Annotated in this window: 31 protein-coding genes; 12 read left to right on the forward strand and 19 right to left on the reverse strand. The window is 68.9% G+C overall.

The genetic code is table 11. The features are described from left to right. Positions 1-19: 19 nt before the first annotated feature. The 8 genes from APQ99_RS05580 to APQ99_RS05615 all read right to left on the reverse strand — a co-directional run bounded on the left by APQ99_RS05580 (position 20) and on the right by APQ99_RS05615 (position 8,047). Positions 20-1,069, reverse strand: a complete 1,050-nt coding sequence (locus APQ99_RS05580; protein WP_136361098.1) for an ABC transporter permease — start codon at positions 1,067-1,069, stop codon at positions 20-22. Further along, positions 1,062-2,801: an ABC transporter permease family protein gene (locus APQ99_RS05585; RefSeq protein ID WP_136361097.1), complete on the reverse strand. Its 1,740-nt coding sequence runs from the start codon at positions 2,799-2,801 to the stop codon at positions 1,062-1,064. Before APQ99_RS05585 ends, APQ99_RS05580 begins: the two co-directional genes overlap by 8 nt. Then, complete coding sequence (locus tag APQ99_RS05590; protein WP_010902476.1) at positions 2,798-3,661, reverse strand: ABC transporter ATP-binding protein; 864 nt, start codon at positions 3,659-3,661, stop codon at positions 2,798-2,800. The genes APQ99_RS05585 and APQ99_RS05590 overlap by 4 nt, the downstream gene beginning before the upstream one ends. Before the next feature lie 58 nt (positions 3,662-3,719). After that, the gene (locus APQ99_RS05595) at positions 3,720-4,490 is read right to left on the reverse strand and encodes a helix-turn-helix transcriptional regulator (protein ID WP_227970914.1); all 771 of its coding nucleotides are present in this window, start codon (positions 4,488-4,490) and stop codon (positions 3,720-3,722) included. A 402-nt stretch (positions 4,491-4,892) separates the two neighbouring features. After that, a complete protein-coding gene (locus APQ99_RS05600; protein ID WP_010902474.1) occupies positions 4,893-5,582 on the reverse strand; it encodes an SOS response-associated peptidase in 690 nt (229 codons plus the stop codon). Positions 5,583-5,607: 25 nt separating this feature from the next. After that, the gene (locus APQ99_RS05605) at positions 5,608-6,471 is read right to left on the reverse strand and encodes a class 1 fructose-bisphosphatase (protein WP_010902473.1); all 864 of its coding nucleotides are present in this window, start codon (positions 6,469-6,471) and stop codon (positions 5,608-5,610) included. Continuing rightward, complete coding sequence (gene fba1 / locus APQ99_RS05610) at positions 6,471-7,262, reverse strand: class I fructose-bisphosphate aldolase (protein WP_010902472.1); 792 nt, start codon at positions 7,260-7,262, stop codon at positions 6,471-6,473. Before fba1 ends, APQ99_RS05605 begins: the two co-directional genes overlap by 1 nt. A 98-nt stretch (positions 7,263-7,360) precedes the next feature. Next, entirely contained in the window at positions 7,361-8,047 is a 687-nt protein-coding gene (locus APQ99_RS05615) for a DUF7409 domain-containing protein (protein WP_136361096.1), read from the reverse strand. A gap of 85 nt (positions 8,048-8,132) precedes the next feature. Here APQ99_RS05615 and APQ99_RS05620 point away from each other — a divergent pair, with 85 nt between their 5' ends. After that, positions 8,133-8,993 carry a 3-hydroxyacyl-CoA dehydrogenase family protein gene (locus APQ99_RS05620; protein WP_010902470.1) on the forward strand — a complete coding sequence of 287 codons (861 nt, stop codon included), beginning with the start codon at positions 8,133-8,135 and terminating at the stop codon, positions 8,991-8,993. A gap of 26 nt (positions 8,994-9,019) precedes the next feature. Here APQ99_RS05620 and APQ99_RS05625 read toward each other — a convergent pair whose 3' ends face one another. Then, the gene (locus APQ99_RS05625; protein ID WP_012289210.1) at positions 9,020-10,063 is read right to left on the reverse strand and encodes a phytoene/squalene synthase family protein; all 1,044 of its coding nucleotides are present in this window, start codon (positions 10,061-10,063) and stop codon (positions 9,020-9,022) included. 134 nt (positions 10,064-10,197) lie between these two features. Between APQ99_RS05625 and APQ99_RS05630 the strand changes: the two genes are divergently transcribed. From APQ99_RS05630 to APQ99_RS05645, 4 genes are read left to right on the forward strand one after another with little or no spacing between them, the layout of a single operon-like run. Further along, positions 10,198-11,340 carry an acyl-CoA dehydrogenase gene (locus tag APQ99_RS05630; RefSeq protein WP_012289209.1) on the forward strand — a complete coding sequence of 381 codons (1,143 nt, stop codon included), beginning with the start codon at positions 10,198-10,200 and terminating at the stop codon, positions 11,338-11,340. 45 nt (positions 11,341-11,385) lie between these two features. Further along, the gene (locus APQ99_RS05635) at positions 11,386-11,673 is read left to right on the forward strand and encodes a DUF7111 family protein (protein ID WP_010902467.1); all 288 of its coding nucleotides are present in this window, start codon (positions 11,386-11,388) and stop codon (positions 11,671-11,673) included. Between the two features lie 41 nt (positions 11,674-11,714). After that, positions 11,715-12,902, forward strand: a complete 1,188-nt coding sequence (locus tag APQ99_RS05640) for a thiolase domain-containing protein (RefSeq protein WP_010902466.1) — start codon at positions 11,715-11,717, stop codon at positions 12,900-12,902. After that, positions 12,899-13,282, forward strand: coding sequence for a Zn-ribbon domain-containing OB-fold protein (locus tag APQ99_RS05645; protein WP_010902465.1), 384 nt, complete (start codon positions 12,899-12,901; stop codon positions 13,280-13,282). The genes APQ99_RS05640 and APQ99_RS05645 overlap by 4 nt, the downstream gene beginning before the upstream one ends. On the opposite strand, the gene APQ99_RS05650 is transcribed toward APQ99_RS05645, so the two are convergent. Genes APQ99_RS05650 through APQ99_RS05660 form a run of 3 tightly spaced genes read right to left on the reverse strand, consistent with a single transcriptional unit; the run spans position 13,259 to position 15,641 of the window. Next, positions 13,259-14,191, reverse strand: coding sequence for an alpha/beta fold hydrolase (locus tag APQ99_RS05650; protein WP_010902464.1), 933 nt, complete (start codon positions 14,189-14,191; stop codon positions 13,259-13,261). The two genes, APQ99_RS05645 and APQ99_RS05650, sit on opposite strands and share 24 nt — an antisense overlap. A 57-nt stretch (positions 14,192-14,248) precedes the next feature. Further along, positions 14,249-15,223, reverse strand: a complete 975-nt coding sequence (gene meaB / locus APQ99_RS05655; RefSeq protein WP_010902463.1) for a methylmalonyl Co-A mutase-associated GTPase MeaB — start codon at positions 15,221-15,223, stop codon at positions 14,249-14,251. A 1-nt stretch (position 15,224) separates the two neighbouring features. Further along, a complete protein-coding gene (locus APQ99_RS05660) occupies positions 15,225-15,641 on the reverse strand; it encodes a cobalamin B12-binding domain-containing protein (protein ID WP_010902462.1) in 417 nt (138 codons plus the stop codon). Positions 15,642-15,762: 121 nt separating this feature from the next. Between APQ99_RS05660 and APQ99_RS05665 the strand changes: the two genes are divergently transcribed. Together APQ99_RS05665 and APQ99_RS05670 are read left to right on the forward strand one after the other, a co-directional pair. After that, positions 15,763-16,371: a DUF420 domain-containing protein gene (locus APQ99_RS05665; protein ID WP_010902461.1), complete on the forward strand. Its 609-nt coding sequence runs from the start codon at positions 15,763-15,765 to the stop codon at positions 16,369-16,371. A gap of 17 nt (positions 16,372-16,388) precedes the next feature. Beyond that, positions 16,389-16,868: a hypothetical protein gene (locus tag APQ99_RS05670; RefSeq protein WP_010902460.1), complete on the forward strand. Its 480-nt coding sequence runs from the start codon at positions 16,389-16,391 to the stop codon at positions 16,866-16,868. 5 nt (positions 16,869-16,873) lie between these two features. Here APQ99_RS05670 and APQ99_RS05675 read toward each other — a convergent pair whose 3' ends face one another. The 4 genes from APQ99_RS05675 to cyoE are packed head-to-tail and all read right to left on the reverse strand — an operon-like array spanning position 16,874 to position 20,542. Beyond that, positions 16,874-17,623, reverse strand: coding sequence for an ABC transporter permease (locus APQ99_RS05675; protein WP_010902459.1), 750 nt, complete (start codon positions 17,621-17,623; stop codon positions 16,874-16,876). Then, entirely contained in the window at positions 17,620-18,516 is an 897-nt protein-coding gene (locus APQ99_RS05680; RefSeq protein WP_010902458.1) for an ABC transporter ATP-binding protein, read from the reverse strand. Before APQ99_RS05680 ends, APQ99_RS05675 begins: the two co-directional genes overlap by 4 nt. Before the next feature lie 40 nt (positions 18,517-18,556). Beyond that, complete coding sequence (locus tag APQ99_RS05685) at positions 18,557-19,213, reverse strand: DUF7546 family protein (protein ID WP_010902457.1); 657 nt, start codon at positions 19,211-19,213, stop codon at positions 18,557-18,559. Further along, positions 19,214-20,542 carry a heme o synthase gene (gene cyoE, locus APQ99_RS05690; RefSeq protein ID WP_010902456.1) on the reverse strand — a complete coding sequence of 443 codons (1,329 nt, stop codon included), beginning with the start codon at positions 20,540-20,542 and terminating at the stop codon, positions 19,214-19,216. A 157-nt stretch (positions 20,543-20,699) separates the two neighbouring features. On the opposite strand from cyoE, the gene coxB reads away from it, so the two are divergent. Further along, positions 20,700-21,467 carry a cytochrome c oxidase subunit II gene (gene coxB / locus APQ99_RS05695; RefSeq protein WP_010902455.1) on the forward strand — a complete coding sequence of 256 codons (768 nt, stop codon included), beginning with the start codon at positions 20,700-20,702 and terminating at the stop codon, positions 21,465-21,467. Here the strand turns inward: coxB and APQ99_RS05700 are convergent, their stop codons facing one another. Both APQ99_RS05700 and APQ99_RS05705 read right to left on the reverse strand, forming a co-directional pair. Then, positions 21,468-22,316, reverse strand: a complete 849-nt coding sequence (locus APQ99_RS05700; protein ID WP_010902454.1) for a biotin--[acetyl-CoA-carboxylase] ligase — start codon at positions 22,314-22,316, stop codon at positions 21,468-21,470. A 49-nt stretch (positions 22,317-22,365) separates the two neighbouring features. After that, positions 22,366-23,223 carry a cytochrome c oxidase subunit 3 gene (locus APQ99_RS05705; protein WP_010902453.1) on the reverse strand — a complete coding sequence of 286 codons (858 nt, stop codon included), beginning with the start codon at positions 23,221-23,223 and terminating at the stop codon, positions 22,366-22,368. 142 nt (positions 23,224-23,365) lie between these two features. Here APQ99_RS05705 and APQ99_RS05710 point away from each other — a divergent pair, with 142 nt between their 5' ends. The 3 genes from APQ99_RS05710 to ctaD all read left to right on the forward strand — a co-directional run bounded on the left by APQ99_RS05710 (position 23,366) and on the right by ctaD (position 25,904). Continuing rightward, positions 23,366-23,728, forward strand: coding sequence for a DUF7541 family protein (locus tag APQ99_RS05710; protein ID WP_070807656.1), 363 nt, complete (start codon positions 23,366-23,368; stop codon positions 23,726-23,728). Between the two features lie 41 nt (positions 23,729-23,769). After that, positions 23,770-23,997: a DUF6684 family protein gene (locus APQ99_RS05715; protein ID WP_010902451.1), complete on the forward strand. Its 228-nt coding sequence runs from the start codon at positions 23,770-23,772 to the stop codon at positions 23,995-23,997. Positions 23,998-24,122: 125 nt separating this feature from the next. Next, the gene (ctaD, locus tag APQ99_RS05720; RefSeq protein WP_010902450.1) at positions 24,123-25,904 is read left to right on the forward strand and encodes a cytochrome c oxidase subunit I; all 1,782 of its coding nucleotides are present in this window, start codon (positions 24,123-24,125) and stop codon (positions 25,902-25,904) included. 57 nt (positions 25,905-25,961) lie between these two features. Here ctaD and APQ99_RS12935 read toward each other — a convergent pair whose 3' ends face one another. Beyond that, positions 25,962-26,087 (reverse strand): hypothetical protein, encoded by a 126-nt coding sequence (locus tag APQ99_RS12935; RefSeq protein WP_012289206.1) that lies wholly within the window; start codon positions 26,085-26,087, stop codon positions 25,962-25,964. Positions 26,088-26,107: 20 nt separating this feature from the next. Between APQ99_RS12935 and APQ99_RS05725 the strand changes: the two genes are divergently transcribed. Then, positions 26,108-26,389 carry a DUF7520 family protein gene (locus APQ99_RS05725; protein WP_012289205.1) on the forward strand — a complete coding sequence of 94 codons (282 nt, stop codon included), beginning with the start codon at positions 26,108-26,110 and terminating at the stop codon, positions 26,387-26,389. The last annotated feature ends 40 nt before the right edge of the window (positions 26,390-26,429 follow it).

Below are 26,429 nucleotides of genomic sequence, written 5' to 3' on the forward strand. Positions count from 1 at the left end.
TGCGGTTTCCGGCGCGCGGCTACGTCTCTGCGCCCCCCGCGAGCCACCGGAGGCCGGTGTACGACGCCGCTGCGACGGTCAGGGCCACGCCCAGCAGCCCCCACGTGAGCGTGGTGGGGCTGTCGACTGCCAGCCGCGCGATGAGGTTCTGGGGGCTCTGTGGGAGCAGGCTGGCGACACCGAACACCGCCAGCGCAACGAACGAGTACAGCAGCTGGGCTTCGCGGCGCGCCCCGACGCGGAGCGCGAGCGCCGCGCCGGTGGCGACGAGCACGGCAGCGACGCCCGCGACGAGCGCGAGCAGCGCCAGCGGGTTGGCGATGTGCGTGCCGTTGAGCCACAGTAACAGGAGCCAGAGCGCGACCTGTGCCGGTGCCAGCCCGACCAGCGCGATCGCTTTCCCGTCGACGATCTCGGGCAGCGACAGCGGCGCGACCCGCAGCAACGAGAGCGTGTCGCGTTCGAGTTCCTCGGCCATCGAGTCGGCCATCACGCTCCCGGAGATGAACGCCGGCAGGAACGCCAACAGCGGCAACAGCACGGTGTACGTGAACGAGAAGTACGGGTTGGATCGTTCGTCGGGGGGCAGGTCGACCGGCGTCCGCTCCAGGCGGTGGTCGAGGTCGGCGCGGCGCTCGCGCTCCAGGGTGGACAGCGCGCCCTTCAGCTCCGTGACCACCAGTGTGGTTCGAAACGACCCCTCCGGCGCTGTGGCCGCGGCCAGGATGCGCCCGCCCGGTTGCCTGGTGGCGTGAACGAGCGCCTGGACATCGCCGCGCTGGAAGGCAGCGCTCGCGGCGGCCTGCGACGGGTACGGAACGACGCTGCGGCTGTCGTCGTCGGCGATGGTGGCCGCAACGTCGCTTGACGCGTTTCCGGTGACGCCGACCGACACCGTGAGCGCGTCGCCGTTGGCGGTCCCCGGGTCGTAAAGCGACACCAGTCCCACGACCAGGAACGACGAGAACCCAGCGATGAACAGCTGGATGACGAGCGCGAGAACGATGGTTTTCTCCGAGCGCAGCGACCCGAGGGTGCGCCGCGCGAGGACGACGCGTGGGTTACCCAAGGGCGATCACCACCACGGCGATGTTGTACGCGAGGTGCACACCGATGGCGGCGGCGAGCGCGCCCACGTACGCGAGCCGTGATCTGGCAGCGCCGACCGCCGAGATGGCGGCCGTCACGACGTGCCACACCAGCGGAGCCACCAGTAACAGCCCGGGGGACGCACCCCGGAGCGCGGGCGCGAACGCCGCCCGGCCGATGTCCAACCCGGGAAGCCCGACCAGCTGCGTGACGAGCAGCGCCTTCTCGGCGACGAAGAACCCGACACCGGAGGCGGCTCCGACCGCCAGCGCGGTCCGGAAGCTGCGTCGGTACTGGCCGCGCTCGAAGGCCGCGAACACGTGGATGCTTTTCGCGACTTCCTCGATGACGGCGATGGCCCCCAGCAACACCGGGATCGACAGCGAGACGGGCGCGACGAACAGCAGGGCAACGGCGAACAGCTCGGCGACGAGCACGAACGGGAGGAACAGCGCCGTCCAGACCCCGGCCCGCCGCGGGGTCGCCAGCGGCGCGGCGAGCGCGTCCAGCAGCTTCGACGGGATCGGCAGCTGGGTGAACATGTCCTCCTCGCGGTAGACGCCCGTCCCCAGGCCGAACAGCACGAACGCTGCCAGCCCCGGCGGCGCAGTCGAGAGCACGAACTGGCCGGTACTCACGCCGCTGTCGGTGATCGAGTCGACGACCACTGTGAGCGGGGAGATGGCGGCGATCTGGTTGACTTCCGCGAAGACGGCGGGCACGAACGCGTACGTGGTGAGCGCGACGCTCACGGCGACCGTGACGAACGTGAGCTCCTTGTACGAGCGCGCGAACATCGCGCCGAGGAACGTCGCCGCGAGGAACAGCGCGGCCAGCGGCGCGACGGCGAGCACCGCGAGCACGCCCGCGCCCGTTGCGGCGGCGATCACGGAGACGAGCGCGATCGCGCCCGCGAAGTACGGCAGCGTCTTGCCGGCGACGATGTCGCCCCGCGAGACCGGAGCCACGAGCAGCGGCTCGCCCCGGCGGTCGATGCGTTCGGCGAGCACGCTGGAGCCGTACGCCTGGATCACGATGTTCAACGGCAACAGGAACGCGAACGCGAACACGAGCGACTGCAGCGGGAACGGCGGCGAGATCGACGACGGCGTGCCGGACTGGGCTTGTCCGAGCAGTCCGCTCAGCCCGCCGCCGGAGGCGCCCGCCGTCGGTGACGTGCCCGTGGCCCCGTCGTCAGTGGACGGCGTGTCGGTCCGGCCGCCGTCGCCACCAGTGGTGGAGGATCCGGCACCGTCAGTGTCGGCTTGTGCGCTGGTCACGTCGATCGACTGTGGCCGGTACGTGAGCGACACGACCACGGGGAACGCGGCGGCCTGGTCCGGTTCGTCCGCCATGACGGCGTCGTTGTACGCGACGGTGGCGGATCGAAGCGTGGACAGCGCCGCCCGGCCTTTCGCGGTGTCGGCGTACTGGATGCCGACCGGGGAGACCGTGACATCGGCGTCGCTGCCGGGCTGCACGGCGGCGAGTTGCGGGTCGCTGGCGGCGACATCGGCGTACGGGCTGTCGTCGTCGACGCCGATCCGGTAGATCCCCTCGCCGGGCGTGGGGCCGGTGGTGACGACCGCGGGCACGATGGCGGCCAACGCAACCGCCACGACGACGAACGCGATCGCAGTCTCGCGGTCGAGGCTGGTGGCGCTTCGCGTGGTCTCCCAGCGGGCGATCCGCAGGACGTTTCCCGCCTTCATGCGCCGGTCACGTCGAGGAAGACGTCTTCGAGTGTGGACTCGTCGGTTCGGATGTCGACCACGCCGCCGCCGGCGTCGGCGGCCGCAGCCCGGATCGCGTCGACGTCGGCCATCGAATCGACGGTGGTGACGTAGCGGCCATTAGACGGCCGGGCGTCGTCGACGTCGACGTCGGTGAACACCCGATAGGAGACCTCGCCGTGTTCGTCGCGGATGTCGGCCAGCGTGCCGGTGGCGGCGAACTGTCCGTCCCGCATGATGGCGACGCGGTCACAGACGCTTTCGACGTGGTGGAGGTCGTGGGCGCTGAACACGATCGTCTTGCCGTCGGCGGCGAGTTCGCGGGTGAACTCGATGACGGTGTTCGTCGTGAGCGGATCGAGTCCGCTTGCGGGTTCGTCGTACACCAGCACGTCGGGGTCGTTGACCAGCGAGCGCGCGATCGCGACCTTCCGGGTCATGCCCTTCGAGAAGTCGCCGACGGGACGGTCACGGGCGTCGAGGTCGAGGCGATCGAGGGCGGCCTCGATGCGCTCGTTTGCGGTCGCCCGGTCCACGTCGTAGAGATCCGCGAAAAACCGCAGATAGCTCCGGGGCGTCATTTCGTCGTACAGCGGCGACTCCTCTGGCAGGAACCCGAGGGTGCGGCGCATCGCCGTGTCGCCGGCGTCGAACCCGTTGACGGTGATGTCGCCGGCGGACGGCTCAACGAGCCCACAGAGCATCTTCAGCGTGGAGGTCTTGCCGGCACCGTTGGGGCCGACGAGTCCGAAGACTTCCCCGGCACCGACGTCGAAGGAGACGCCGTCCACGGCGGTGACGCCGCCGTACCGTTTTTCTAGGCGTTGCACGGAGATCATACCGGTAGATGGAACGGTGGTGATTTGAGCATTGGGGTGCCACCGCGGCGTGTCGTCGTCATCTCGGGAGGGTGGTGGCGTCGGCTCGCAGGTCTGCCGTCACGCGGTCGGCCCACGCCACAGCCTGGGCGTCGTCGGTGTGGACGAGGCTGGTGTGGCCGGTGTCGTCGTAGAACAGCCCACAGGCGTACGTGGTCGATGTGGTGTCGAGGGTGAACAGGCTGTACGGGAGTGTGGTCGTGGCTTCGCGCAGCGTGAGTGCGTCGGTGCGCAGCGCGTCAGTGACGCTGTCGCCGTGTGTGGCGACGAGCGCGTCCAACACGTCGGGGTGTAACACCAGCGAGACCTGCAGCTCGCCCGCACGGATGCGCTCGCGGAGCGTCGACACGACGCTGTCGAGGACGGCGCTCGCGTACCCCTCGATGCGCGTGGCGTCGGCGAGCAGCGACCGGTAGGCCTCGGTGGCGCGCTGGGGCGCAACCGACGTGGCGTTGACCACCGTCGCGTCCCGGAACAGGACGGTGTCCATGCGGGCGTCGGCCGGGACCGTCGCGAGGGCGGCGTCAGCCGCGTCCAGGCCGTCGATGTCGGCGGCGAACGATTCGTAACTGCGCAACGCGAGTCGACCCTTGAGCGTGAGCGACACCTGACCGGCGCGCTCAAGCAGGGTGTGGGCCTCCAGTTCACGAACGGCGCGGTCGACCGTCGACCGGGAGACGGGCAGCGTGTCAGCGAGCTCCGGCTTCGTCGTGGTGGTGGCGTCTCGGACTGCCCGCATGAGGTCGGCGCGCTGCGCGAGCAGCTGGAACAGCGAGTCGGGTGCCGGCATCGTTTCTACACTAGTGGCGTTGCGTGAAAACGTCTTCCACATAAACGACCGTTATAGTTATCTGTGATGCGTGACGACTGCACGTCTCGGCAACACGTAGGGTAAAGCATTCACCGGCCGTGTGTACAGTTGCTGGTGCGCACGCACCGGCTGTGCCTCTGACACGCTCCGAGCCGGTTCGAACGCCGGCTACCGGGGTGCCCGACACGCTCCAGCCACCGACCACGCCCGACACGGCGATCCAGTCCCCCACTTGTCCAGCGCCACGTCGGTGGGGCGTGGTCGCCGGCTCGCCGCCAGTACTGCCCCAGGCTGGACGGCGGCCATCGGCTGCCCGAGCGTTCGACCCCCGGGCCACTATTCATTACCGGTCGCTCCGCTACCGCGCGTCACGTCGCCTGTTCACGCCGGCTCGACGAGCGCCGGCCGGTCGACTGTCGGGTCGTTGACCGCCGTCGAAACCCGCCAGGCCTGGAGGTCGAACGCGCCCGGCGTGAACAGGTCCGTTGGATCGTCGTCGGTCAGCCACCGCTGACCCTGGGCGGGTGTGAGCACCACCGCCATCCGGTGGTGGTAGTCCGCGAGGAACGCGTTGGGCTGCGTCGTCACGACGGTGAACGACCGCACTGTCTCGGGGTCGCGACTGGGACCGTCGTCGCCCGTGAACTCGCCCAGGCCGGTCTGGGTTTGCTCGGGCGTCCACGTCTCCCACAGCCCCGCCAGCAGGAACGGCGCGCCGTCGGTTCGAGACACGAAATACGGGACCGTCGCGCCGTCTTCGTCGCGCCACTCGTAGAACCCGTCGACCGGCACGAGACACCGCCGGTGTTCGTAGGCCGCCTGGAAGTGTCGCGTCTCGGTGAGTGTCTCGGCGCGCGCGTTGATCGGGTCGGGTGCCGACTGCGGGCCGTCGGACCACGACGGCACCAGTCCCCACCGCGCGCGCACCGTTTCCGTCGGTTCAGTGTCCAGAATCACGGGCAGCGATTGGCTGGGCGCGGCGTTGTACGTCGGTTCGACGGGGGCGGTCGTCAGCCCGAACGTTTCGCGCAGCGTCTCGGGGGTAGAAAACAGCGCGTACCGGCCACACATGGACGGATGGACGTACCGATGGCGGTTAATTCGTGTGGTCGGGAAGCGCCGCGTCGAGGGCCGCGATCACGTCGTCGGTGCCGACGAACGTGGGCGTGCGCTCGTGGAGGCGTGTCGGTGCCACGTCCAGCAGCGACTGGGTGCCATCCGAGGACGCGCCGCCGGCTGTTTCGACGATGTACGCGATCGGCAGTGCCTCGAACTGCGCGCGGAGCTTTCCGTCGGGCGCGGACTCCATGCCGGGGTAGCCGAACACGCCGCCGTAGACCAGCACCTGGTTCACGTCGGCGATCATCGCGCCGCCGTAGCGCAGCTTCAGGTCGTCTTCGACGTCCCGGACGAACGACTCGAACGCCGGCGTCCAGTCGGGGACCCGGCCGCCGAACCCGTAGACGGTGGGGTCGGCCGGCAACTCGACGGGGCCGAGGTCGGTTGTGGCCCCCGTCTCGGAGACGAGTGACTCCCGGACGGTGTCGTCGCGCGCGACGACCATGGTGGTCGTGGGTCCGTAGAGGACGAACCCGGCGGCGACGAGGCTGGAGCCGGGCGCGGGCAGCGGCTGGTCGTAGATGCCGACGACGGTGCCACAGGGGTTGTTGGATTTCACGTTCGAGGAGCCGTCAAGGGGGTCGAGTGCGACGGCGTACCCGCCTTCGGCGTCGCCCACCGTGACGACGGCGTCGCGCTCCTCGCTGGCGTACCAGTTCACGCCCTCGATGGACTCGGTGCGGTCGAACAGCAGGTCGTCGGCCCACACGTCGGCCTCCAGTTGGGTGTCTCCGGAGGCGTTCTGGTCGTCACGGGTCGCGCGGTGGTCGGGCAGCCCCGCGCGGACCTCGGGGGCGGCGTCCGCGATCGCATCGAAGACGGCGTCGATGACGTCGGCCATCAGATGCGTCCGAGCGCCTCGTCGACGCTGGCTTCCTCGTAGACGACGGCTTCCAGGCCGTCGAGGAACGCCGCGGGGTGCTCGCGCTGCCAGACGTTCCGGCCGACCGCGAGCCCGGACGCGCCGGCGTCGATTGCGCCCTTCACGGATTCGAGGAAGTCGCGGTCGCTGGTCTTGGAGCCCCCCGACATCACGACGTTGGTCGGGCCGGCCATGTCGACAGCGTGGGACATCGCGTCGGTGCTGCCGGGGTATTTGACCTTCGCGATGTCGGCGCCCAACTCCAGGGCCTGGCGGGCGGCGTACGCGATGGTGTCCGGGTTCTTGTCGTTTTTGAGGCCCTGGCCGCGGGGGTACGACCACATCACCACGGGGAGGTCGTGGTCGCGGGCGGCTTCCTGGGCGTCCCGGAACTCCTCGGCCATCTCGACTTCGCTGTTGGAGCCGCCGTACAGCGTGAACCCGACGGCGTCCGCGCCGACGTCGGCGGCGTAGTCGACCGTCCAGTTCACGGCGGAGTCGGGCTCGCCCATCCAGAGGTTCGAGGTGCCGTTGAGCTTCGCCAGGAGGTTCACGTCGTCGCTGTAGGAGGGGTAGTAGGCTTCGGCGATGCCCTTCTGGGCGGCCATCGCGGAGACGGCGTCGTGGGTCGCGACATCCCAGACGGCTTCGGGGTCTTTGGTGGCTGGCACTGCCTCGAAGTCGACCGGACCGTGTTCGAGGCCGTGGTCGTACGCCAGAATCAGTACCTTGCCGTCGCGGGAGATCGGTGAGTCCTCGAAGGGTCGCATCACGACACACTCCGATTGAGAGCGTTAAGAGTCTAACCCTCTGTGCGCCCGCCGGCAGCCGCCCCGTACGGCGTTTTAACTCTGTTCTGAGTGAACGTTTAGAGGCGGTCGCGGGCGGCGTCCCGGAGCGCGCGCACGCGATCACTCGACACGCCCAGGGAGTCCGCGACCTGGTCGACGTGGGCGGTCGCCAGGCTGCGCACGGAGGTGATCCCGGCGCTCGCCAGCAGCGCCGCCGCGTCGTCGTCGACGGCCCGAAGCGCTGTCACCGGCGTCGGCGCTGACGCCTCCTGCCACGCCGCCTCCCCGCGCTCGGCGGCGTCGTCCGCGTCGCCGGTGGGCCACGACCCCTCGCGCCACGCCGCTTCCTCGTCCGCGGCGTCCGACGTGTCGGTCTGCTCGGGGGGCGAACCACCCCCGCCACCGGCGACCGCGGCCGCCTGCCAGTCCGACTCCGCGGCCGCCGCGTCCCCGCTCCCGTCGGCCTCGGCGTCCACGCCGTAGCTCGCGGCGACCCACTGGCGTTCGTCGTCCTGCAACCCGCGGACCTGCTCGGCCCGCTGATCGAGGTCCGCGCCGCCCTCGAACGACCACTGCAGGGAGTGCTCGCGGCGGATCCGCGCCGCCACACCCGGATTGACGCCGTACTCGACGAGCTGTGCGTGCGAAACGCGTTTCCCGGTGATGTCCGCTGGCACCACGTCCGCGGCCGCCAGCGCGTCGGCTGTCGACGGCCCGACGAACCGAAGCTCGCGGAGGCGCGCCCGCAAGTCAGGAGCGGACACAGTTGCATCGAAGGTGCAACTGAAGCTGCTTGAGTGTTTCCACGTTTCCGGCACGCTTAGGTTCCGGCCGCACCCACCACCGCCCATGCGATCACTCGCAGACACGGAGACGATCGGCGTTGTTGGCGCGGGCACCATGGGCGCCGGAATCGCGCAAGTCGCGGCGACCGCCGGCTACACGGTCGTGATGCGCGACATCGAACAGGAGTACGTCGACGCCGGCTTCGACAGCATCGAATCCTCGCTCGACCGCTTCGTCTCGAACGACGACCTGAGCGAGGCCGACGCCGACGCCATCGTCGACCGCATCACGGGCACGACCGACCTCGCGGAGCTCGCCGACTGCGACGTCGTCATCGAGGCCGCCGTCGAGGACATGGAGATCAAGCAGGACATCTTCCGCGACCTCGACGACGCCCTGCCCGAGGACGTGGTGTTGGCGACGAACACGTCCACGCTGTCGATCACCACCATCGCGTCGGTCACCGATCGGGCGTCCCGCGTCGTTGGCCTGCACTTCATGAACCCGGTCCCGATCATGACCGGCGTCGAGGTCGTCGTCGGCGAGAAAACCGACGCCGACGTGGTGGCGTTCGCCCACGCCCTCGCCGAGGACCTCGACAAGGAGACCTGGGAGTCCGACGACAAACCCGGCTTCGTCACCAACCGCATCCTGATGCCGTGGATCAACGAGGGCGTCCGGGCGTTCGACGAAGGAGTGGCCAGCAAGGACGACATCGACACCGGAATGAAACTCGGCACCAACGTCCCCATGGGACCCCTGGAGCTCGCCGACCACATCGGCCTCGACGTCTGCCTGGACGCCAGCGAAACACTCCACGAGGAGCTCGGCGACCGGTACAAGCCCGCGTACCTGCTGCAGCGAAAGGTCGACGCCGGCGACCTCGGGAAGAAGACCGGTGCGGGCTTCTACACGTACGACTGAGTCGGGCACTCAGACAGCGCCGCGGGTCAGGACAGCGACTCGGTCGCGATCCGTTCGCGCACGCTGTCGATGGCGCTGCGGTCGAAATCGTCGGCGACCAGGCCGATGACGGCGTGCACTTCCTCGCGGTCGACTTTCACGTCCCCCTCGCGGACGACGTCGGCGGGCCGGTTCCCGAGCTCCCGCATCGTGCCGACCGCAAGCAGGAACGGCACCGCCCACGCGGCGAGCGTGTTGCCCTGGCTGGTCGGCATGACCTCAAGCCAGCGCTGGGCGTCGGCGACGTAGCCGCGGGCGCGGTCGGTGACGCGCTCGACGACGGAGGCCACGCGGCCCGCGTGTTCGGGGTCGGCGACGTCTTCCGGGGCGAGGTCGTGGTCGTCGAGCCACTCCTGTGGCAGGTAGACGTTGTTCTCCTCCTCGTAGTCCGGGCGGACGTCTTTGGCGACGTTCACGAGCTGCAACAGCAACGCGAACGACCGCGCGTTCTCGCGCATGGCGGCGGCGGCGTCGCTGGGCGCGTCGCGGGCCAGCAGCTCCGTGACGAGTTCGCCGACGGTGCCGGCGACGTACCAGCAGTACTCTTCGAGCTCGGTTGGTGATTGGATGCGGAGCCCGCCGGCGTCGGCGTACCGCTGTACGAACGACGCCATCCCGGTGGCCATCTCCCGGACCGTCGGCCGGATCGCGGCCTTGGCGGCGTCGTCCAGGGACTCGAACGCGGAGACGACGCGGGTGGTGTTGGCGACGACGCGCCAATCGGCGTTCGGCTCGCTGGGGACGTGGTCGCCGACGGCGGCCTGGAACTCCGCGACGGTCGTCCCGCAGTCGGGATCGAGCGCGGCGTCATACGTCTCCAAGAGCTGTGCTTGTTCGGTGGGCGGCATCGCGGTGGCGTCCTCGACGGTGTCGGCAACCCGGCACAGGAGGTAGCCAACGCAGATGCGCGTCGCCATCGGCTCTTCGAGGGCGTCGATGGTGAGCGCAAACGTACGTGAAACGTCCTGTACCGCGCTGTGGCACCACTCGCGGTCCGACGCGGTCGGCTGGTGGGACTGACGGCCGTCCATCACTCGTGGTCGGGCTAGGGTGGGGGAATACAAAAGAGGTTGGGGCGTCGACCCGTCGCCCACTGCGATCATCGCGCCCCGCGATGGGGTTCCGGGATGCCAACAGTAAAGGGCAGACCGACAAAGCATACCACATGGATTTCACGCGCTCCGCCGAACACGACCAGATCGCGGAGATGGTCGCGGAGTTCGTCGACGAAGAGGTCAAACCACGGGCCGCTACCATCGATAAGGCCGACGAGTTCCCCGCCGACCTGGTCGCGGAGATGAGCGATCTGGGACTGATGGGGATGCCGTTCCCCGAGGAGTACGACGGCGCCGGCCTCGACTACCACACGTACGCCACCGCGCTGTCGGAGATCGCGCGCGGCAGCGGCGGGCTGGGGACGGTCGTGGCCGCGCACACGAGCCTCGCGGGGAACATGGTCTACGAGTACGGCAGCGACGACCAGAAACACGACTACCTCGCGCCGCTCAGTCGCGGCGACGACATCGGCGCGTTCGCGCTCTCGGAGGCCGGCGCGGGCTCCGACGTGCCGGCCATGGAGACCACCGCACAGCGCGACGGCGACGCGTACGTCATCTCCGGGGAGAAGCTCTGGATCTCCAACGGCAGCGTCGCGGACACGGTGACGGTGTTCGCGAAGACCGACCCCGACGCCGGCCACCGCGGCATCTCGTCGTTCATCGTGCGGCCCGCCGAGGACGACGGCTTCATCGTGGCGGGCACCGAGGACAAACTCGGCGACAAGGGCTGCCCCACGGCGGAGCTCCGGTTCGACGACATGCGGGTACCCGCCGACCGCCTGCTCGGCGAGGAGGGCGACGGGTTCAAACACGCCCTGGAGACGCTGAACGGCGGCCGCATCACGATCGCGGCGCGGTCGGTGGGCCTGGCTCGCGCGGCGCTCGACGACGCCCGGGAGTACGCACAGGACCGCGACCAGTTCGGGCAGGCGATCAGCGACTTCCAGACCATCCAGCACAAGCTGGCGGACATGGACACCAAACTCCAGGCCGCGGAGCTGCTGATGCACAAGGCCGCGGACCTGAAGATCCGCGGGGAGTCGTTCATCAAGGAGGCCGCACAGGCGAAGCTGTACGCCTCGGAGATCTCCCGGGAGGTCGCCAACGAGGGCATCCAGATCCACGGCGGCTACGGCTACACCAAGGACTTCGACGCGGAGCGGTACTACCGGGACGCGAAGCTCAACGAGATCTACGAGGGAACGTCGGAGATCCTCCGGAACACGATCGCGAACGAGCTCCTCGAATAGCCCGAACCCACCTCGTTTTTGCCGGCGGCGTCCGTACGTGGGCGTATGACCGACGACCCCGCTGCGACCGCCGAGGCCGACGGCATCACCGCGCAGTACTACGAGACCGACGCCGAGCGCGTGCTGGCGTTCACCGTCGAGCGCGGCACCACCGCGGCCATCGCGCAGAACGTCGAGGGGTATGCGATGCTGAAAGTGCGGTCGTCGCCGGACGGCGACGAGCTCGAACGCTACTACGGGTTCGACATGGCGCTGGATCACGCCGCCGAGCGCCTCGGCGTCGGGAAACACGACCTCCCCGTGCCGGCGGGCGCGGCGGACATGGGGATGTAGGTTTCGGACTGTTTTTGAACCCGCTCGGAGTACGGTCGTGCATGACAGACGCGCGCGTAGCTGGCGTGGGGTTGACCCACTTCGGTGTGCATCCCGAGCGGACGAGCCGCGACCTGTTCGCGGAAGCCGGGCTGGCGGCGCTGGACGACGCCGGCGTCGCCCGCGAAGACGTGGCCGCCGTGCACTACGGCAACTTCATGGGGGAGTTGAGCGAGCACCAGGGCCACCAGGGGCCGCTGGTCGCGGAGGCGCTGGGCCTCGACGTGCCCGCAACCCGGTACGAGTCGGCGTGCGCGTCGAGCGGCGTCGCGCTCCGGCGCGCCGTCCGTGACGTTCGCAACGGCGAGGCTGACGTGGTGGTTGTCGGCGGCGCCGAGCGCATGAACAACCTCGAAACCGCCGAATCGACGGACGCGCTGGCGATCGCGGCCGACGGCTTGTACGAGGTGCGCGCGGGCATGACGTTCCCCGGCGCGTACGCCCTGATGGCGGCGTCGTACTTCGAGCAGTTCGGCGGCAGCCGGGAGGACCTCGCGCACATCGCCGTCAAAAACCACGCCAACGCGGTGGACAACGACCGCGCGCAGTACCAGCAGGCGATCACCGTCGCGGACGCCCTGGAGTCGCCGCCGGTCGCGGAACCACTGCATCTGTACGACGCGTGCCCCGTCACCGACGGCGCGAGCGCGCTCGTGCTCGTGAGCGAGTCGTACGCCGACACGCACGACGTCAGCGCACCGGTCGCGGTGACCGGCACCGGCCAGGGCGGGGACAAGATGGCGCTCCAGGACCGCCAGAACATGGCGACCTCGCCGGCCGCGACCGACGCCGCCACCGAAGCCTACGCGGACGCAGGGGTGTCCGCCGACGACGTGGACGTGGCGGAAGTACACGACTGTTTCACCATCGCGGAAGTGATGGCGACGGAGTCGCTGGGCTTTTTCGACCCCGGAGCCGGCATCACTGCCGCGCGCGAGGGTGTCACGACCAAAGACGGGCGGCTGCCGGTGAACCTCTCGGGGGGCCTGAAAGCCAAGGGCCATCCGGTCGGCGCGACCGGCACCAGCCAGGTCGCGGAGCTCACCAGGCTGCTGCGCGGCGACCACGTCAACAGCGAGCACGTCGCGGACGCACAGACCGCGGTCGCGCACAACGCCGGGGGCACGGTCGCCAGCGCCGTCGTGCACGTGCTTGAGACGGTCGCGGACACGGAGGCGGATGCGGCATGAGCGACCGCGTTCGGGACGACGGCTACGACGACGCCATCGACGCGCTGGCCGCCGACGAGGGGTACTATCTGGCGTGTCCGGACGGCCACGGGAGCCTGCCGCCGCGGCACGCGTGTCCGCACTGCGGGGCCCGGGAGCTGACCGAGACGGCGCTGCCGGAGACGGGCACGATCGACTCGTGTTCCACGCTGCACGTGGCGACGCCGGCGTTCGCCGACGACGCGCCGTACGTGCTTGCGGTGGCGTCGTTCGGCGCGGTGCGGCTGACTGGCCAGGTGCGGGCGGAGCCGGGAACGGTCGAGATCGGCGACGAGGTGGCGGCGACGGTCGGCGAGTCGGCGACGACCGGCGACCGGCTAGTGGTGTTCGAGTTGCGGTAGCGCCGCGCCGAGCGCGTCGCAAAACGACGCCGGGTGTTCGACGTGTGGCACCGCGCCCGCGTCGTCGAGGACGGTCAGCCGCACGTCGGCGGCGTCCGCGAGCGCGCGGCCGTCCGCAAGCGGCGTGATGCGTGCCTCCCGCCCCCAGACGAGGGTGACCGGGGCCGGCACCGACTGGACTGCGTCCACGAGATCGACTGCCGGGTCGAGCATGCCGCCCGCGAACGACGCCGGTGCCAGCCGTGCGTTCGGCTGGTGGCTGGTCCGGTGTTGGTAGTCGAGCAGTCCGGCGGGGACGTTTGCGGACTGGTAGAACGCGTGGCGGTTGGTGAAACACCGGAGGCCGCGGCGGCTGACGAGCGCGTTGAACACGGCGGTGCCGACCACCGGCGTGCGGAGCAGGCGGCGCACGGCCGGGCGTCGCTGCCCGGTGTCGGCGATCGGACACACCAGCGCGAGCGCGGACACGGACGTGTCAGCGGCCGCCATCGCGGCCCACGCGCCGGTCAACGAGGACGCGACCACGGCCGGATCGTCGGCGACGTCGCCGATGAACGACGCGACGAACGCCTCGTAGAGCGCGCTTGTGTACGCGATCGACGGCCGGTCGGTGTGGCCGAACCCGGGGAGGTCGGGGGCCAGCACGTGGTAGTCCTCCGCGAGAGTGTCGACGACACCGGCGAACGCGCGACTGGACGCCGCCGCGTGAACGCCGTGTAGAAGCACGAGATCGGGGTCGTCGGGATCGCCGGCCGTGGTGTACGACACGTCGAAGCCGCGCCAGCGCGTGGTCGTCCGGGTGCCGGGAAGCGGGTCGGGGGGCTGCTCGTCGGCGCGCACCAGCCGGTTGGCTGCGGCCGTGGCGGCGGTGCCCCCGGCCACGCCAGCCAGCAGTCTGCGGAGTGTCATACGTGAGGGCGATGAGGGCCAGTGGTTTAGCCGTTGTGTCGCCGCGCCGGTGCGCGGTCAGTCCTCGCGCAGCGCGTCCCGGATCGGGTCGAGCACGTCGGCGGCGACCTCGTAGGGCGTGGTCGCGCCGCTGTCGATGCGCGCGACCAGCTCGTCGACCCCACCGCGGTCGGCGAGCTCGGCCTCAAGCACCTCGTTTGCGTCCGCCCGCAGCAGCGTTCGGAGCTCCTCGGCGTACCGCGTGCGGCGCTTCTCGGTGCGGCGGCCGGATTCGTCCAGCCAGGTGGTGTGGGCGTCGAACACGTCGAGCAGGTCGGTGACGCCGGTCCCGCGTTCGGCGACCGTCTCCGTGATCTCCGGGCTCCAATCGGTGTCGTCGTCGGGGTCGCGGAGATCCAGCATGTTCCGGAGTTCGGTGACCGTCTTGTTCGCGCCGTCGAGGTCGGCCTTGTTCACGACGAACACGTCGCCGATTTCGAGGATGCCGGCTTTCAGCATCTGCACGTCGTCGCCCGATGACGGCGGCACGAGCACCGCGACGGTGTCGGCGGTCTTGACGATGTCGACCTCGTTCTGGCCGGCACCCACGGTCTCGATGATGACCTTGTCCTTGCCGAACGCGTCCAGGGCTTTCACCGCGTCCGCGGTCGCCGTCGACAACCCCCCGAGGCTGCCGCGGGCGGACATCGACCGGAAGAACACGTCCATGTCCGTCGCGGTGGACGCCATGCGGATGCGGTCGCCGAGCACGGCTCCGCCGGTGAACGGCGAGGACGGATCCACGGCGATGACGCCGACGGTCAGGCCGCGCTCGCGGTACTGGCTGGCCAGCTTGTCCACGAGCGTTGATTTCCCCGAGCCGGGACTGCCGGTGATCCCGATCACGTCGGCCTGTCCCGTGTGTGGGTACAGCGCCGAGACGATGTCGCGGTAGCCGTCGTTCCGGTCCTCGATTTTGGTGATGGCGCGGGCGAGCGCTCTGTGTTTGCCCGCGAGCAGATCCGCAACGAGGTCGGGCTGATTGGCCGGCATCTCAGTCACGGTGTGGGGCGTTGGATTCGATGAACGAGATCGTGTCCGCCATCGGCGTCCCCGGGCCGAAAATGGCGTCCACGCCCGCGGCTTCGAGGTCCGCGCGGTCCTCGTCGGGGATGATGCCGCCGACGATGACGAGCGTGTCCTCGGCGGCGTCGTACTCGGCCAACCCCTCGATGATCTTGGGCACGAGGGTGTTGTGCGCCCCCGAGAGGATCGAGATCCCGAGCACGTCGACGTCCTCCTGGACGGCGGCCTGCACGATCTCGTCGGGTGCCTTATGCAGCCCCGAATAAATCACCTCGAAGCCGGCGTCGCGGAACGCACGCGTGATCACGTGCGCCCCACGGTCGTGGCCGTCGAGTCCGACTTTGGCCACGAGACACCGGACGTTCCGTGTGGAGTCCTCACTCATGGCGGAACCATCATCGCAGGCCGGCTTCACTCTAACGGACTTGTATGATAGTTCCGCACACACCGCGGCGGTGGCGGCGTGAAGCGAAAACGGGTTGCCACTCCCCCACTAACCACGGCGTATGGTATCTGTCCGCGCCGCCAGCTACGCGAAAGCCAACCCGGGACGGGTCACCATCGTGTTGTCCGTGCTCGGGTACGCGCTCGTCGCCGGCGCATTCACCGACGTCGTTGCGTTGTTCCCGCCCCTCGATGATCCGACGGTGTTGCTGTTCGCGGACCTCATCGCAGTCGTGAACACGCTCGCGCTCACCAGCCTGCTGGCCGGCGTCGCGTTCATCAAGCGCGGCGCGGTCCGCAAACACCGCGCGGCGATGCTCACCGCGTTCACGCTCATCTGCGTGTTCCTCGTGTTGTACCTCTGGAAGGTCGGCGGTGGCTTCGAGAAATCCATCGTCATCACCCAGGGGATGTTCCTCGGGCAGTTCGCGGGCGTCGTCAAGGGCGCGTACCTCCTGATGCTGGCGGTACACATCCTGCTGTCGGTCGTCTCGGTGCCAGTCGTGCTGTACGCGATCGTCCTGGGGCTGACGCATTCGCCCGCCGAGCTCAAGCGCACCAGGCACGCGACGTTCGGCCGCATCGCCGCCACCGCGTGGTCGCTGTCGCTGTTCCTCGGCGTCGTGACGTACGTCATGCTGAACCACGTCTACGCCTGGGTGCCCAGATAACACCACACGTCCACCCGATGTCACGCAGCGACGAGACGGCGACCGAACCCGCGACGGAGCCGGCCGCCGACGACACGGACCGCTGGCGGTGTGAGGACTGCGGCGCGGTCCAACGGACACCCGAGCCACCCTGCGAGCGCTGTTGGGGGACGACGCTGTCCCCGTTGACGGACGCCCCCGACGACGGCGCGCGTGGCACGCAGGCGCTGCTGGGGCATTCACCGCCGCCACAGGACGCCACGACGGACACGCCGCCGCGGCTCGCACACGTCACCGCAACGTCAACACGAACGGCCGTGGTTGCCGGTGGCGGTGCCCTCTGCCTGGGTGGCCTCGCCACCGTCGTCTCCGGCACCCCGGTGTTGGCGTCGATACCGTTGCTTGCACTCCTGTTGTGGGCCGGGACCGTCGTCGCCGCCGGGATCGCGGTCCTCGGCGTGGCCATCGCCGCCACGGCGTTCGCCGCCGCCCGCATGCGAGCCACGGACGGGGCGTGACCGCCTCACTCCGTCCACGGGATCAGGGCGGCTCCCACCCCGAACGCGACGACGGCCAGCACCAACACCACGCCGGCGTTGAACACGACCCCGTCGCCGCCGGTGAACGTCGCCGCGCGCACGCCGCGCGCGAAGTACACGAGCGGCGACGCGTTCAACAGCGGCCGGAACCACGCCGGGAACAGCGCCGGCTGCACGAACGTCTCCGAGAGGAACAACAGCGGCAACGCGATGCCGTTGCTGGCCGCGATCGCGCCGTCCTGGCCGTCGGCAAGGCTCCCGAGGATGGCGCCGATCCCGCAGAACAGCACCGACGCCGCCGGCACGAAGAACGCCAGCCACGGCGACACCGTGAAGTTCGCGCCCGTCAACAGCAACGCGACGACCAACACCGCCGCCGCGAGCACGATCAACACCACGTTCACCAGCGCGTGCGCGGCCAGCCACTCGGCCCGCGACAGGGGTGTGGTGGCGAGCTTCTCGAAGCGGTTGTCCGCGCGGTACCGCGCCACCTCACTGCCGACGCGCGACAGCGGCGTGAACAACACCACGGTTGCGAGGTACGCGGGCAGGTAATACCCCGTGGGCTGCGAGAACAGCCCCGCGCTGCTGCCGCCCTGTGTGCGCACCAGGCCGGCGAAGATCACGATCAACACCACCGGGAAGAAGAAGGTGAAAAACACCGCCGTGCGGCGCCGGAGGAACGTCCGCATCGCGCCTGTGGCTTCCGCTCGCACGCGGCCCGCCGCGCTCATTGCACCACCTCCCCGCGCTCGGCGTCACCGGCGAGCGCCAGGTAGGCGTCCTCCAGGCTGGGCTCGCGCCACGACAGCGCGTCGAAGGCCACGTCCGCGTCGTCGAGCGCGGCGGCGATCTCGCCCACTGCGGTGGGGTCGACGCCCTCGAAGACGAGCCCCGCATCGGTGCGCGTGCAATCGAAGCCGGCAAGCTCTGGGTCGGCGTCGGTGTCGACGACCAGCCGCGGGCTGCCGGCGTGCGCCGCCACGAGGTCCGCGGGGGTTCCGGTGGCGGCGATGTCGCCGTCGGCGAGCAGGCCGACGCGGTCCGCGAGCGCGCTCGCCTCGGCCATGTCGTGGGTCGTCAACACGATCGTCGTGCCGTCGGCCGCGAGCCCCTCGAACACCGACCAGAGGGCGTGTCGGCCCGCCGGGTCGACGCCCGTCGTGGGTTCGTCCAGGAACAACACGTCCGGGTCGTTCACCAGCGCGGCGGCGACGCAGGCTCGGCGGCGCTGTCCGCCGGAGAGATCACCGTACCGGGTCGCGTCGTCGGGGTCGAGGCCGACCGATTCGAGCACGGCGTCGGGGGCGCGGCTGTCGGCGTACAGCCCCGCGTAATACCCGACGAGCTCGGCGGCGGTCAGGCGGTCCGGTGGCGAAAACGACTGCGGGAGCAGCCCCAGGCGCTGTTTCTGCGCGTCCTGGGGTGGCTCACCGAGCAGTTCGACGCGCCCGCCGTCGGGCGTCGTCGTGCCGGTCAGGCACCGCACGAGTGTGGTCTTCCCCGCACCGTTCGGGCCGACGAGGGCGAACACCTCCCCCTCGGAGACGGACAACGATACGCCACGAAGAGCGGCGGCGTCGCCGTACGACTTGGCCACGTCGTCGGCAACCAGTACCGAGTCCATACCGAGAGATCTAGCCCGGGCACTCAAATGAGTGTGGAAGTCACCAGGACGGACGCCACAGCAACACGACCACGGACGACACGAACACGACCGTAGAGACCCCGTATGGGTCGGACTCCGCGATCGTCACGGCGGCCGACGTGCTCCCGAACAGGCCCGCGAGGAGCGTTCCGAGGACCGGCCACGCGCAGCTCACACAGGACGCCAGCCCCACGAGACCCGCAACCCCCGTGCGGGCGGCGTCGGCGACGGCGGCGGCGACGAGGTACGCCAGCGTCGCGTAGCCGACGAGCTTGAACGGGATCAGGCTCACCGTCACCGCGGTGCCGCTGTACACCAGCGCCGGCCCCCAGCCGGGGGACAGCCACGCCACGCGCGCACCCAACCCCGCCCCCTGGAGCATGTACAGCCCGCCGACGCCGCCGAGCAACAGGAAGTAGCCGACGCCCACGCCGGCCGCAACCGCTGCCTGGCGGCGGGACGCCACGGACGGCACGCCCACGCGGCGGACCGCCCACACGGCGACGTTGATCCAGACGAACGGGTACACGATCGCGACCGTGTCGGTCGGGGTCGCCGTGGTCAGTGCAAAATACAGCAGGACAGCGACGAGCTCGCCGTTCAGGACGGCCGCCCACGTGAGCAGTGTCTCCCGGCTCGGGCGGACCACACTGGTCGAGACGGTCCGTGTGGGCATTCAGACCACCATCGTGTCGAGCACGACAGCGACCAGCAGACAGCCGAGGTAGGCGTTCGACGCGTGGAACGACCGCATCGCGGCGCGGCGGTCGCGCTCGCGGTGCAGCCGGATCGCGAAGTAGAGGAACACGGCCCCGAGCAACACGGTGGTTGCGGCGTACAGCGGGCCGAGCCCGGTGAGTTCTGCGAGCACGACGGCGGACGCCAGCGTCGCGCCGATGTAGTAGACGATGTGGCGGCGGGTCTTCGCCTCGCCCTCGACGACCGGCATCAGCGGGAACCCGCCGCGCTCGTAGTCGTCCTTGTACGCGAGCGCGAGGTTGTAGAAGTGCGCCGGCGTCCACAGGAAGATGACGCCCGCGAGCACGACGCCGCCGACCCCCACCGCGCCGGTGACGGCGACCCAGCCGATGAGCGCGGGCAGCGCGCCCGCGGCACCGCCGATGACCGTGCTCTGCCTGGTGTTGGGTTTCAACACGAGCGTGTACACGATCGAGTAGAACGCGATGGCGGTGAGCCCGAGCACGGCCGTCAGGAGGTTCACGGCCGCGAATGCGGCCAGTGAGGCCACCCCCAACACGACGCCGAACGCCAGCGCGTTCCGGGGTGGGATGCGGTCCGTGACCACCGGCCGGTCGTCGGTTCGCGCCATCTTCTCGTCCTGCTCGCGCTCCAGGACGTGGTTGAACGTTCCCGACGCGCCGATCGAGAGGACGCCACCGCCGAGCGTCAGCACGACGGTGGCCGCCGAGAGCTGCTGGCCGGCCCCGAGTTGGCTGCTGGCGAGCGCCATGCCGGCACCGGCGACCAGACACAGCAGCCACATCAGCCGCGGCTTCATGAGCTGCACGTACGCGCGGACGATGCCCGGCTGGGTGGGGTCGCCGTCGTCGGTGTGACGGGGTTCGCCCTCCCACTCCGCGGACGGGAGGTCGCCGGTCTGCGCGTCAAGCGTCCAGGCGAGGGCCACGACGAGCGACGCGAAGATCCCCACGCCGAGCGTCAGATGCACGCCGGTGAACGGCGCAGCGCCCGCGGACATGGCTGTGTACGCGCCGATGACGACCTGGACGGGGTAGAGTGCGAGCGCGAGCGTGACCGCCGTGCGGACGCGCCGGGACGCCCCAGTGCGCCACGCGAGCACGGCCGCGCCGACCACGGCGAGCCCGGTGAGCGCGGCGGCGGTCCGGTGGCCCCAGACGACGACCAGGTCAAGCGACTGCAGTGCGAACCACTGCCCGTTGCAGGACGGCCACGTCTGGCACGCGCTCGCGGCCCCCGTCAGCGAGGTGGTTGCGCCGAGCACGAGCAGCGAGTACACGCCCATCGCGGCGGCGGCGAGCACGGCGACGAACTGGGTGGCGGTGTTTCTGCTCACTGCGGTTCTCAGCCGGAGCTTACGGGTCGGGACACTTAGCCTATCCGACTCGCAGCGCCCCCCATTCAGCACCTATTTATGGAGCCACTCCCTACCGTCAGTCAGTATGAGAGGGAAGCGGCTTGTACCTGTTCTCGTCGCTGGCATCGCGGTCCTCGTGGCGTTCGTGGACCCGGCTGCCGCGTCGTCCGGGTACCAGTCGGCGACCGAGGAGCTCATCCGCAATCTCAACAGCCAGCTGGTTGCCGCCGCCATCACGATCACGCTGCTCGTTGAGGGGATCCTCGTATACACCGTCTGGAAGTTCCGGAACGCCGACGAGGCGAAACCGACCAAGGAGAACCGCCGGCTCGAAATCACGTGGACAGTCGCGACCGCGGTCGTCCTGCTGTTCGTCGGCGTGTCGGCCTACAGTGCAATGGGGACACCGTACTTGTTGTCCTCCGGGGACGACGTCCAGGCCGCGATGGCCAACGAGGACAGCGCCACCGTCACCGTCGAGGGCGTTCAGTGGTACTGGAACTACGACTACGCGGGGTCGAACGTCTCGATGAGTTCGGGTGCCGGCAACGACACGGTGGTTGGCAACCAGCCGCTGGTGTTACCGGCGGACACGGAGGTCACCATACAAACCGAATCCAACGACGTCATCCACGCGTTCCACGCGCCGGAGCTGGGGCTGAAAATGGACGCGCTGCCCGGCCAGCAGAACCACCTCGTCACGAACGACCTCGATGAGGGCACTTACCAGCTGTACTGCGCTGAGTTCTGTGGCGCGGGCCACTCGAAGATGCTCAGCAAGATCCACGTCGTCGACCGCGACACGTACGACGCGTACATCAACGACCCGGAGAACGTCTCCGTCGGCGCCTGACTACGCGCGCCGCAGTCGCTGACACACTCCTTCTGTTACGTGCACGCGCGCTCCGTCGGGTCGCTCCACGACGAGCGCGCCACGGTCGTCGATCGCCACGGCAGTGCCGGTGACTGGGTCGTCGTCGAAGCGGGTCACGCGCACCCGCTTGCCCAGCGTCGCGCTGCGTTCGCGGACCGCGGCGACGGCGTCGTCCATCCCGCCCGCTGTTTGGACGCGCGACACCCACGTTCGGAGGTGCTCGTGCAGCGTCGCCGCCACGGCCGTCGGATCGACAGCGCCACGCTCCGCTCGGAGCGTCGTCACGGCGCGGTCGAGGTCACCGAGCGAGTCGGGGTCAAGCGCCGCGTTCACGCCGATGCCGAGCACCGCAAACGACATGTCGGCGTTCGCAGGGTCGGTCTCCGGAAGCACACTCCCGACGGGCTTGCCGGCGACAGGGACTTCGTCGATGACCGCCTCAGTGAGCACGCCACACAGCTTCGACTGGTCGCTGCCGTCGGCGGCCGCGACCACCACGTCGTTGGGCCACTTCAGCCGGGCGTCGACGCCGAACGACGCGGCGGTGTCGGCGGCGGCCAGCCCGCCGGCAAGCGTGAGTCGTCCCACGTGGCTGGCTGCGATGTCGGCGCGAACGACGGTGCTCGACCAGACGCCACCGGGCGGGCTCGCCCAGGCGTTGCCGGTGCGCCCGCGGCCCGCCGTCTGTTCGTCCGCGATCACGAACGTGCCGTCGGTGGCCCCTGCCCGCGCTTCGGCGCGCGCGATGTCGTTCGTGCTCGGGCACGTCTCGCGGTGGACGACCGGTGCCGACACCTGGCGCTGGAGCGCCGCGGGATCAACAGTCATACGGCGGCGTTCGCAACGCCAGCGAAAAAGACCAGCGGGTTCGCCGTGGTTAGGCGACCGACCCGGCGTACAGCACGACGACCAGGAAGATCCAGACGATGTCGACGAAGTGCCAGTACATCGACACCGTGCTCACCGACGTGTGGCGGTCAGCGGAGTACTGCCCCCGAAGCCCGCGGACCATGATGATGCCAATGAGCACCGCGCCCATCGTGACGTGCAGTCCGTGTAGGCCAGTGAGCCCGAAGAACGCGCTCTCGAAGAGGCCGCCGGAGAGCGTGAACCCCTCGTGGGCGATGAACTCGTAGTACTCGTAGACCTGGCCGCCGATGAAGACGACACCCAGGACGAGCGTGGACACCAACAGCGCCAGGAACCGAGACCGGTTGCCCTTCCGGAGCGCGACGTGTGCGAAGTGGAGGGTGAAACTCGACACCACGAGGATGGCGGTGTTCACAACGACCAGGGAGCCCAGGAACCCGTCCGGAATGGCGCTGGCCGCGGTGCTCCACTGGGTGCCCGCGCGGATGAAGAAGTAGTACGCGAACCCGGCACCGAACGTCGCGATCTCGGAGCCCAGGAACCCGATCATCCCCCACCGGAGTGCGGTGCTGCCGCCGCCGTCGTTGCTCCAGTAGGCGGCCACGAAGGCGTGGTACACCCAGCCGTAGAGCCCGGCAAGGAAGGCGAACGTGCTTGCGATGAACACGCCCGGCCCCACCATCGGACCCACGAGTGCGCTCTCGCCGCGGCCAAGCACGTAGAGTGCGGCGCCGATGTAGAAGCCCGCAGCGCCAATGGCAGTGATGAAGGGCCACCAGCTGGCCTCCCCAAAGCCCTTCGGCCAGTCCTCCACGGCCGGCAGGTGGTGGCCGTGGTCGTCGGTCGAGTCGTCCGCTACGCTCATACAACGGGGTTACGGAGCGAGTATTAAAAACCCATCCAACTGCGGCGGCCAGCCAGCGCGTCCGAGGCGAACGTGTGGCTGGTGTCCCAGGACGACGGCGTGAACCGGTGGGTTTCTAATGCTGTCACCCCAAGGCGTGTGCATGGCTGAACGAACTGAGCCGGGGCTCAGCGACCAGTACACGCGAGCCAGCCCGTGGCCGATCCCGCTCGTGATCGGGATCGTCGTCACCGAGGTCGGACTCGTGTTCGAGGGGTTGACCCCGGTCGCGGTCAGTGGCATGCTGTTGTTCGCCGCCTGTGTGGTCGGGATCACTCGCGAGTCGGCGTTCGCCGACACCCTCTGGCGGCCGGGCGTCGCCGTCGGCGTGCTGTTCGCCGTGCTCGGGGCGGTCATCTACACGGGGACGACCGCCACCACCCGCGGGATCGCGATGCTCGGCACGAGTGTGCTCGTCTGGGCGGCGTCTGCGGTGGCGTTCCTCTACGAAACCCAGCGGCTCTGAACTAGCAACGTATATCAGTCAGCCACACTCACTACACACCAATGTCAGCGCGACTCTTCGACCGGGATACCATCCTGGACATCACGGTGAACCTCGTTCCCCTGGCGATTCTCGGGTTCTTCTTCGTGGTCTTCATGGTGTTGAACCCGTGGGACGGTGGGCTCACGCTGAAACGCATCATCCAGTTCGTGCTCATCGGCTGGATTTTCACCGCGCTCGCGGTGCTGACGTACTTCGCCGCCAAGGCCATCGAAGGCCCGGAGACGTAGGCACCGCCCGCCGCGCGGCGACGCCGCACAGTCTCGTGTCGACCGCTGACTTGGTGGCGTGGTCGCGCCGACATTTCCGTGGACAATCCTAAGCTTTCTTTACCGTCGAATCCTGACTAGGAGGCATGGCTACAGCAGCGTCATCGATTACACTCACTGTGCTGATGGGCGTGTTGCTCGTCGGCGTGGTCGCTGTCCTCGCGCGACTCGAGGACTGGCGGTCGTACACGCCCCTCAGCGACGTGGGCGGTGGGCTCGGGGAGCGCACCGGCTACACGCACGAGGAGAAGCCTGGGGGCATTATCCGCTGGTTCACGACGGTCGATCACAAGGACATCGGGATCCTGTACGGCGTCTACGGCACCATCGCGTTCGCATGGGGCGGGGTGTCGGTGCTCCTGATGCGGACTGAGCTTGCGACGAGCAGTGAGACGCTGATCAGCCCGTCGCTGTACAACGGGCTGTTGACGAGTCACGGGATCACGATGTTGTTCCTGTTCGGGACGCCGATGATCGCGGCCTTCGGGAACTACTTCATCCCGCTGTTGATCGACGCCGACGACATGGCGTTCCCGCGCATCAACGCGATCGCGTTCTGGCTGCTGCCGCCGGGCGCGATCCTCATCTGGTCCGGGTTCCTGATCCCGGGGATCGCCACCGCACAGACGTCGTGGACGATGTACACGCCGCTGTCGCTCCAGATGTCGAGTCCCGCGGTGGACATGATGATGCTGGGGCTGCACCTCACCGGCGTGTCCGCGACGATGGGTGCGATCAACTTCATCGCGACAATCTTCACCGAGCGCGGTGAGGACGTCGGATGGCCGGATCTGGACATCTTCTCGTGGACGATGCTCACCCAGTCCGGACTGATCCTGTTCGCGTTCCCGCTGTTCGGCAGCGCCCTCATCATGCTGCTGCTCGACCGGAACTTCGGAACGACGTTCTTCACGGTCGCCGGCGGGGATCCGATCTTCTGGCAGCACCTCTTCTGGTTCTTCGGCCATCCCGAAGTGTACGTGCTCGTGTTGCCGCCGATGGGGATCGTGTCGCTGATCCTGCCGAAGTTCTCGGGGCGGAAGCTGTTCGGGTTCAAGTTCGTCGTCTACTCGACGCTGGCGATCGGCGTGCTGAGTTTCGGGGTGTGGGCCCACCACATGTTCACGACGGGCATCGACCCGCGGATTCGGTCGAGTTTCATGGCGGTGTCGCTGGCGATTTCGATCCCGTCGGCGGTGAAGGTGTTCAACTGGATCACCACGATGTGGAACGGGAAACTGCGCCTGACCGCGCCGATGCTGTTCTGCATCGGGTTCGTGCAGAACTTCATCATCGGCGGTGTGACCGGCGTGTTCCTCGCGGTCATTCCGATCGACCTCATCCTGCACGACACCTACTACGTGGTCGGTCACTTCCACTTCATCGTCTACGGTGCGATCGGGTTCGCGCTGTTCGCGGCGTCGTACTACTGGTTCCCGATGGTCACGGGCCGGATGTACCAGAAGCGCCTGGCGCACGCGCACTTCTGGACGGCGCTCGTCGGCTCCAACGCGACGTTCCTGGCGATGTTGTGGCTCGGCTACGGCGGGATGCCACGGCGGTACGCGACGTACATCCCGCAGTTCGCGACCGCACACCGGCTCGCAACAGTGGGGGCGTTCCTGATCGGGGTGTCGACGCTGATCTGGCTGTTCAACATGGCGACCTCGTGGCGTGAGGGGCCACGCGTCGACTCCACTGACCCATGGGACCTAGAGGAGACCGACCAGTTCACCAACGACTGGGCGTGGTTCCGTGCGAAAGAGGAGACGACCGTGCTCCCCGACGGCGGTGACGAAGCGCAATCCGAGGCGGACGCGGTGACTGACGGCGGGCAGCCGGCCGCGGACAGCGACACCGAGTCGTAGCCGCCGTCAGCGACGTTTTCTGCGGGTTCGGGCGGCGTACGCCCAGCGACGGAGCTGTCAGGCGAGTACCAGCACGAACCCGGTGATGAACATGAGGACTGCGATCCCGCCGAACAACAGCAACAATACGACTTTGTCTTCCATGGCGCTGCGTTGGGCGTGACACCGCAAAAGGCTACTCACTGCGCCACCAACGACCGGCCGTGAGTGACACCGAGAGCAGTGGGCGTCGCATCGTGTTGTGGATGTACGCCGGCGCGATGGGGACGGCCGGCGTCTTCGGCTACGTGCTGGGCGTGATCGTGTACGGCAACGGTGGCGCGGCCGGCCCGCTCGCGACCGGGCCGTCCCCGGAGTACGGAAGCCTCGGCCCGATCGTCTTCGAGTTGACCCCGTTGAACCTCGCCGTGTTCGGGGTTTGTGCCGTGGGTGCGCTGTTGGGGGTCGGGTTGGCGGCGATCATCTTGGTGTCGAACCGCGAGTGACCACGGCGACGGGTAGCAGGCACGTATATATGCGTGGCAT

The organism is Halobacterium salinarum DSM 3754, assembly GCF_008124605.1.
In the GTDB taxonomy this organism is placed as follows: domain Archaea; phylum Halobacteriota; class Halobacteria; order Halobacteriales; family Halobacteriaceae; genus Halobacterium; species Halobacterium salinarum.

Excerpts from the sequence above, each read along its gene's own strand:
- APQ99_RS05585 (WP_136361097.1), bottom strand. The coding sequence starts at position 2,801 with ATGAAGGCGGGAAACGTCCTGCGGATCGCCCGCTGGGAGACCACGCGA.
- APQ99_RS05590 (WP_010902476.1), bottom strand. The coding sequence starts at position 3,661 with ATGATCTCCGTGCAACGCCTAGAAAAACGGTACGGCGGCGTCACCGCC.
- APQ99_RS05595 (WP_227970914.1), bottom strand. The coding sequence starts at position 4,490 with ATGCCGGCACCCGACTCGCTGTTCCAGCTGCTCGCGCAGCGCGCCGAC.
- APQ99_RS05600 (WP_010902474.1), bottom strand. The coding sequence starts at position 5,582 with ATGTGTGGCCGGTACGCGCTGTTTTCTACCCCCGAGACGCTGCGCGAA.
- APQ99_RS05605 (WP_010902473.1), bottom strand. The coding sequence starts at position 6,471 with ATGGCCGACGTCATCGACGCCGTCTTCGATGCGATCGCGGACGCCGCC.
- fba1 (WP_010902472.1), bottom strand. The coding sequence starts at position 7,262 with ATGCGACCCTTCGAGGACTCACCGATCTCCCGCGACGGCAAGGTACTG.
- APQ99_RS05620 (WP_010902470.1), top strand. The coding sequence starts at position 8,133 with ATGCGATCACTCGCAGACACGGAGACGATCGGCGTTGTTGGCGCGGGC.
- APQ99_RS05625 (WP_012289210.1), bottom strand. The coding sequence starts at position 10,063 with ATGGACGGCCGTCAGTCCCACCAGCCGACCGCGTCGGACCGCGAGTGG.
- APQ99_RS05630 (WP_012289209.1), top strand. The coding sequence starts at position 10,198 with ATGGATTTCACGCGCTCCGCCGAACACGACCAGATCGCGGAGATGGTC.
- APQ99_RS05635 (WP_010902467.1), top strand. The coding sequence starts at position 11,386 with ATGACCGACGACCCCGCTGCGACCGCCGAGGCCGACGGCATCACCGCG.
- APQ99_RS05640 (WP_010902466.1), top strand. The coding sequence starts at position 11,715 with ATGACAGACGCGCGCGTAGCTGGCGTGGGGTTGACCCACTTCGGTGTG.
- APQ99_RS05645 (WP_010902465.1), top strand. The coding sequence starts at position 12,899 with ATGAGCGACCGCGTTCGGGACGACGGCTACGACGACGCCATCGACGCG.
- APQ99_RS05650 (WP_010902464.1), bottom strand. The coding sequence starts at position 14,191 with ATGACACTCCGCAGACTGCTGGCTGGCGTGGCCGGGGGCACCGCCGCC.
- meaB (WP_010902463.1), bottom strand. The coding sequence starts at position 15,223 with ATGCCGGCCAATCAGCCCGACCTCGTTGCGGATCTGCTCGCGGGCAAA.
- APQ99_RS05660 (WP_010902462.1), bottom strand. The coding sequence starts at position 15,641 with ATGAGTGAGGACTCCACACGGAACGTCCGGTGTCTCGTGGCCAAAGTC.
- APQ99_RS05665 (WP_010902461.1), top strand. The coding sequence starts at position 15,763 with ATGGTATCTGTCCGCGCCGCCAGCTACGCGAAAGCCAACCCGGGACGG.
- APQ99_RS05670 (WP_010902460.1), top strand. The coding sequence starts at position 16,389 with ATGTCACGCAGCGACGAGACGGCGACCGAACCCGCGACGGAGCCGGCC.
- APQ99_RS05675 (WP_010902459.1), bottom strand. The coding sequence starts at position 17,623 with ATGAGCGCGGCGGGCCGCGTGCGAGCGGAAGCCACAGGCGCGATGCGG.
- APQ99_RS05680 (WP_010902458.1), bottom strand. The coding sequence starts at position 18,516 with ATGGACTCGGTACTGGTTGCCGACGACGTGGCCAAGTCGTACGGCGAC.
- APQ99_RS05685 (WP_010902457.1), bottom strand. The coding sequence starts at position 19,213 with ATGCCCACACGGACCGTCTCGACCAGTGTGGTCCGCCCGAGCCGGGAG.
- cyoE (WP_010902456.1), bottom strand. The coding sequence starts at position 20,542 with ATGGGCGTGTACTCGCTGCTCGTGCTCGGCGCAACCACCTCGCTGACG.
- coxB (WP_010902455.1), top strand. The coding sequence starts at position 20,700 with ATGAGAGGGAAGCGGCTTGTACCTGTTCTCGTCGCTGGCATCGCGGTC.
- APQ99_RS05700 (WP_010902454.1), bottom strand. The coding sequence starts at position 22,316 with ATGACTGTTGATCCCGCGGCGCTCCAGCGCCAGGTGTCGGCACCGGTC.
- APQ99_RS05705 (WP_010902453.1), bottom strand. The coding sequence starts at position 23,223 with ATGAGCGTAGCGGACGACTCGACCGACGACCACGGCCACCACCTGCCG.
- APQ99_RS05710 (WP_070807656.1), top strand. The coding sequence starts at position 23,366 with ATGGCTGAACGAACTGAGCCGGGGCTCAGCGACCAGTACACGCGAGCC.
- APQ99_RS05715 (WP_010902451.1), top strand. The coding sequence starts at position 23,770 with ATGTCAGCGCGACTCTTCGACCGGGATACCATCCTGGACATCACGGTG.
- ctaD (WP_010902450.1), top strand. The coding sequence starts at position 24,123 with ATGGCTACAGCAGCGTCATCGATTACACTCACTGTGCTGATGGGCGTG.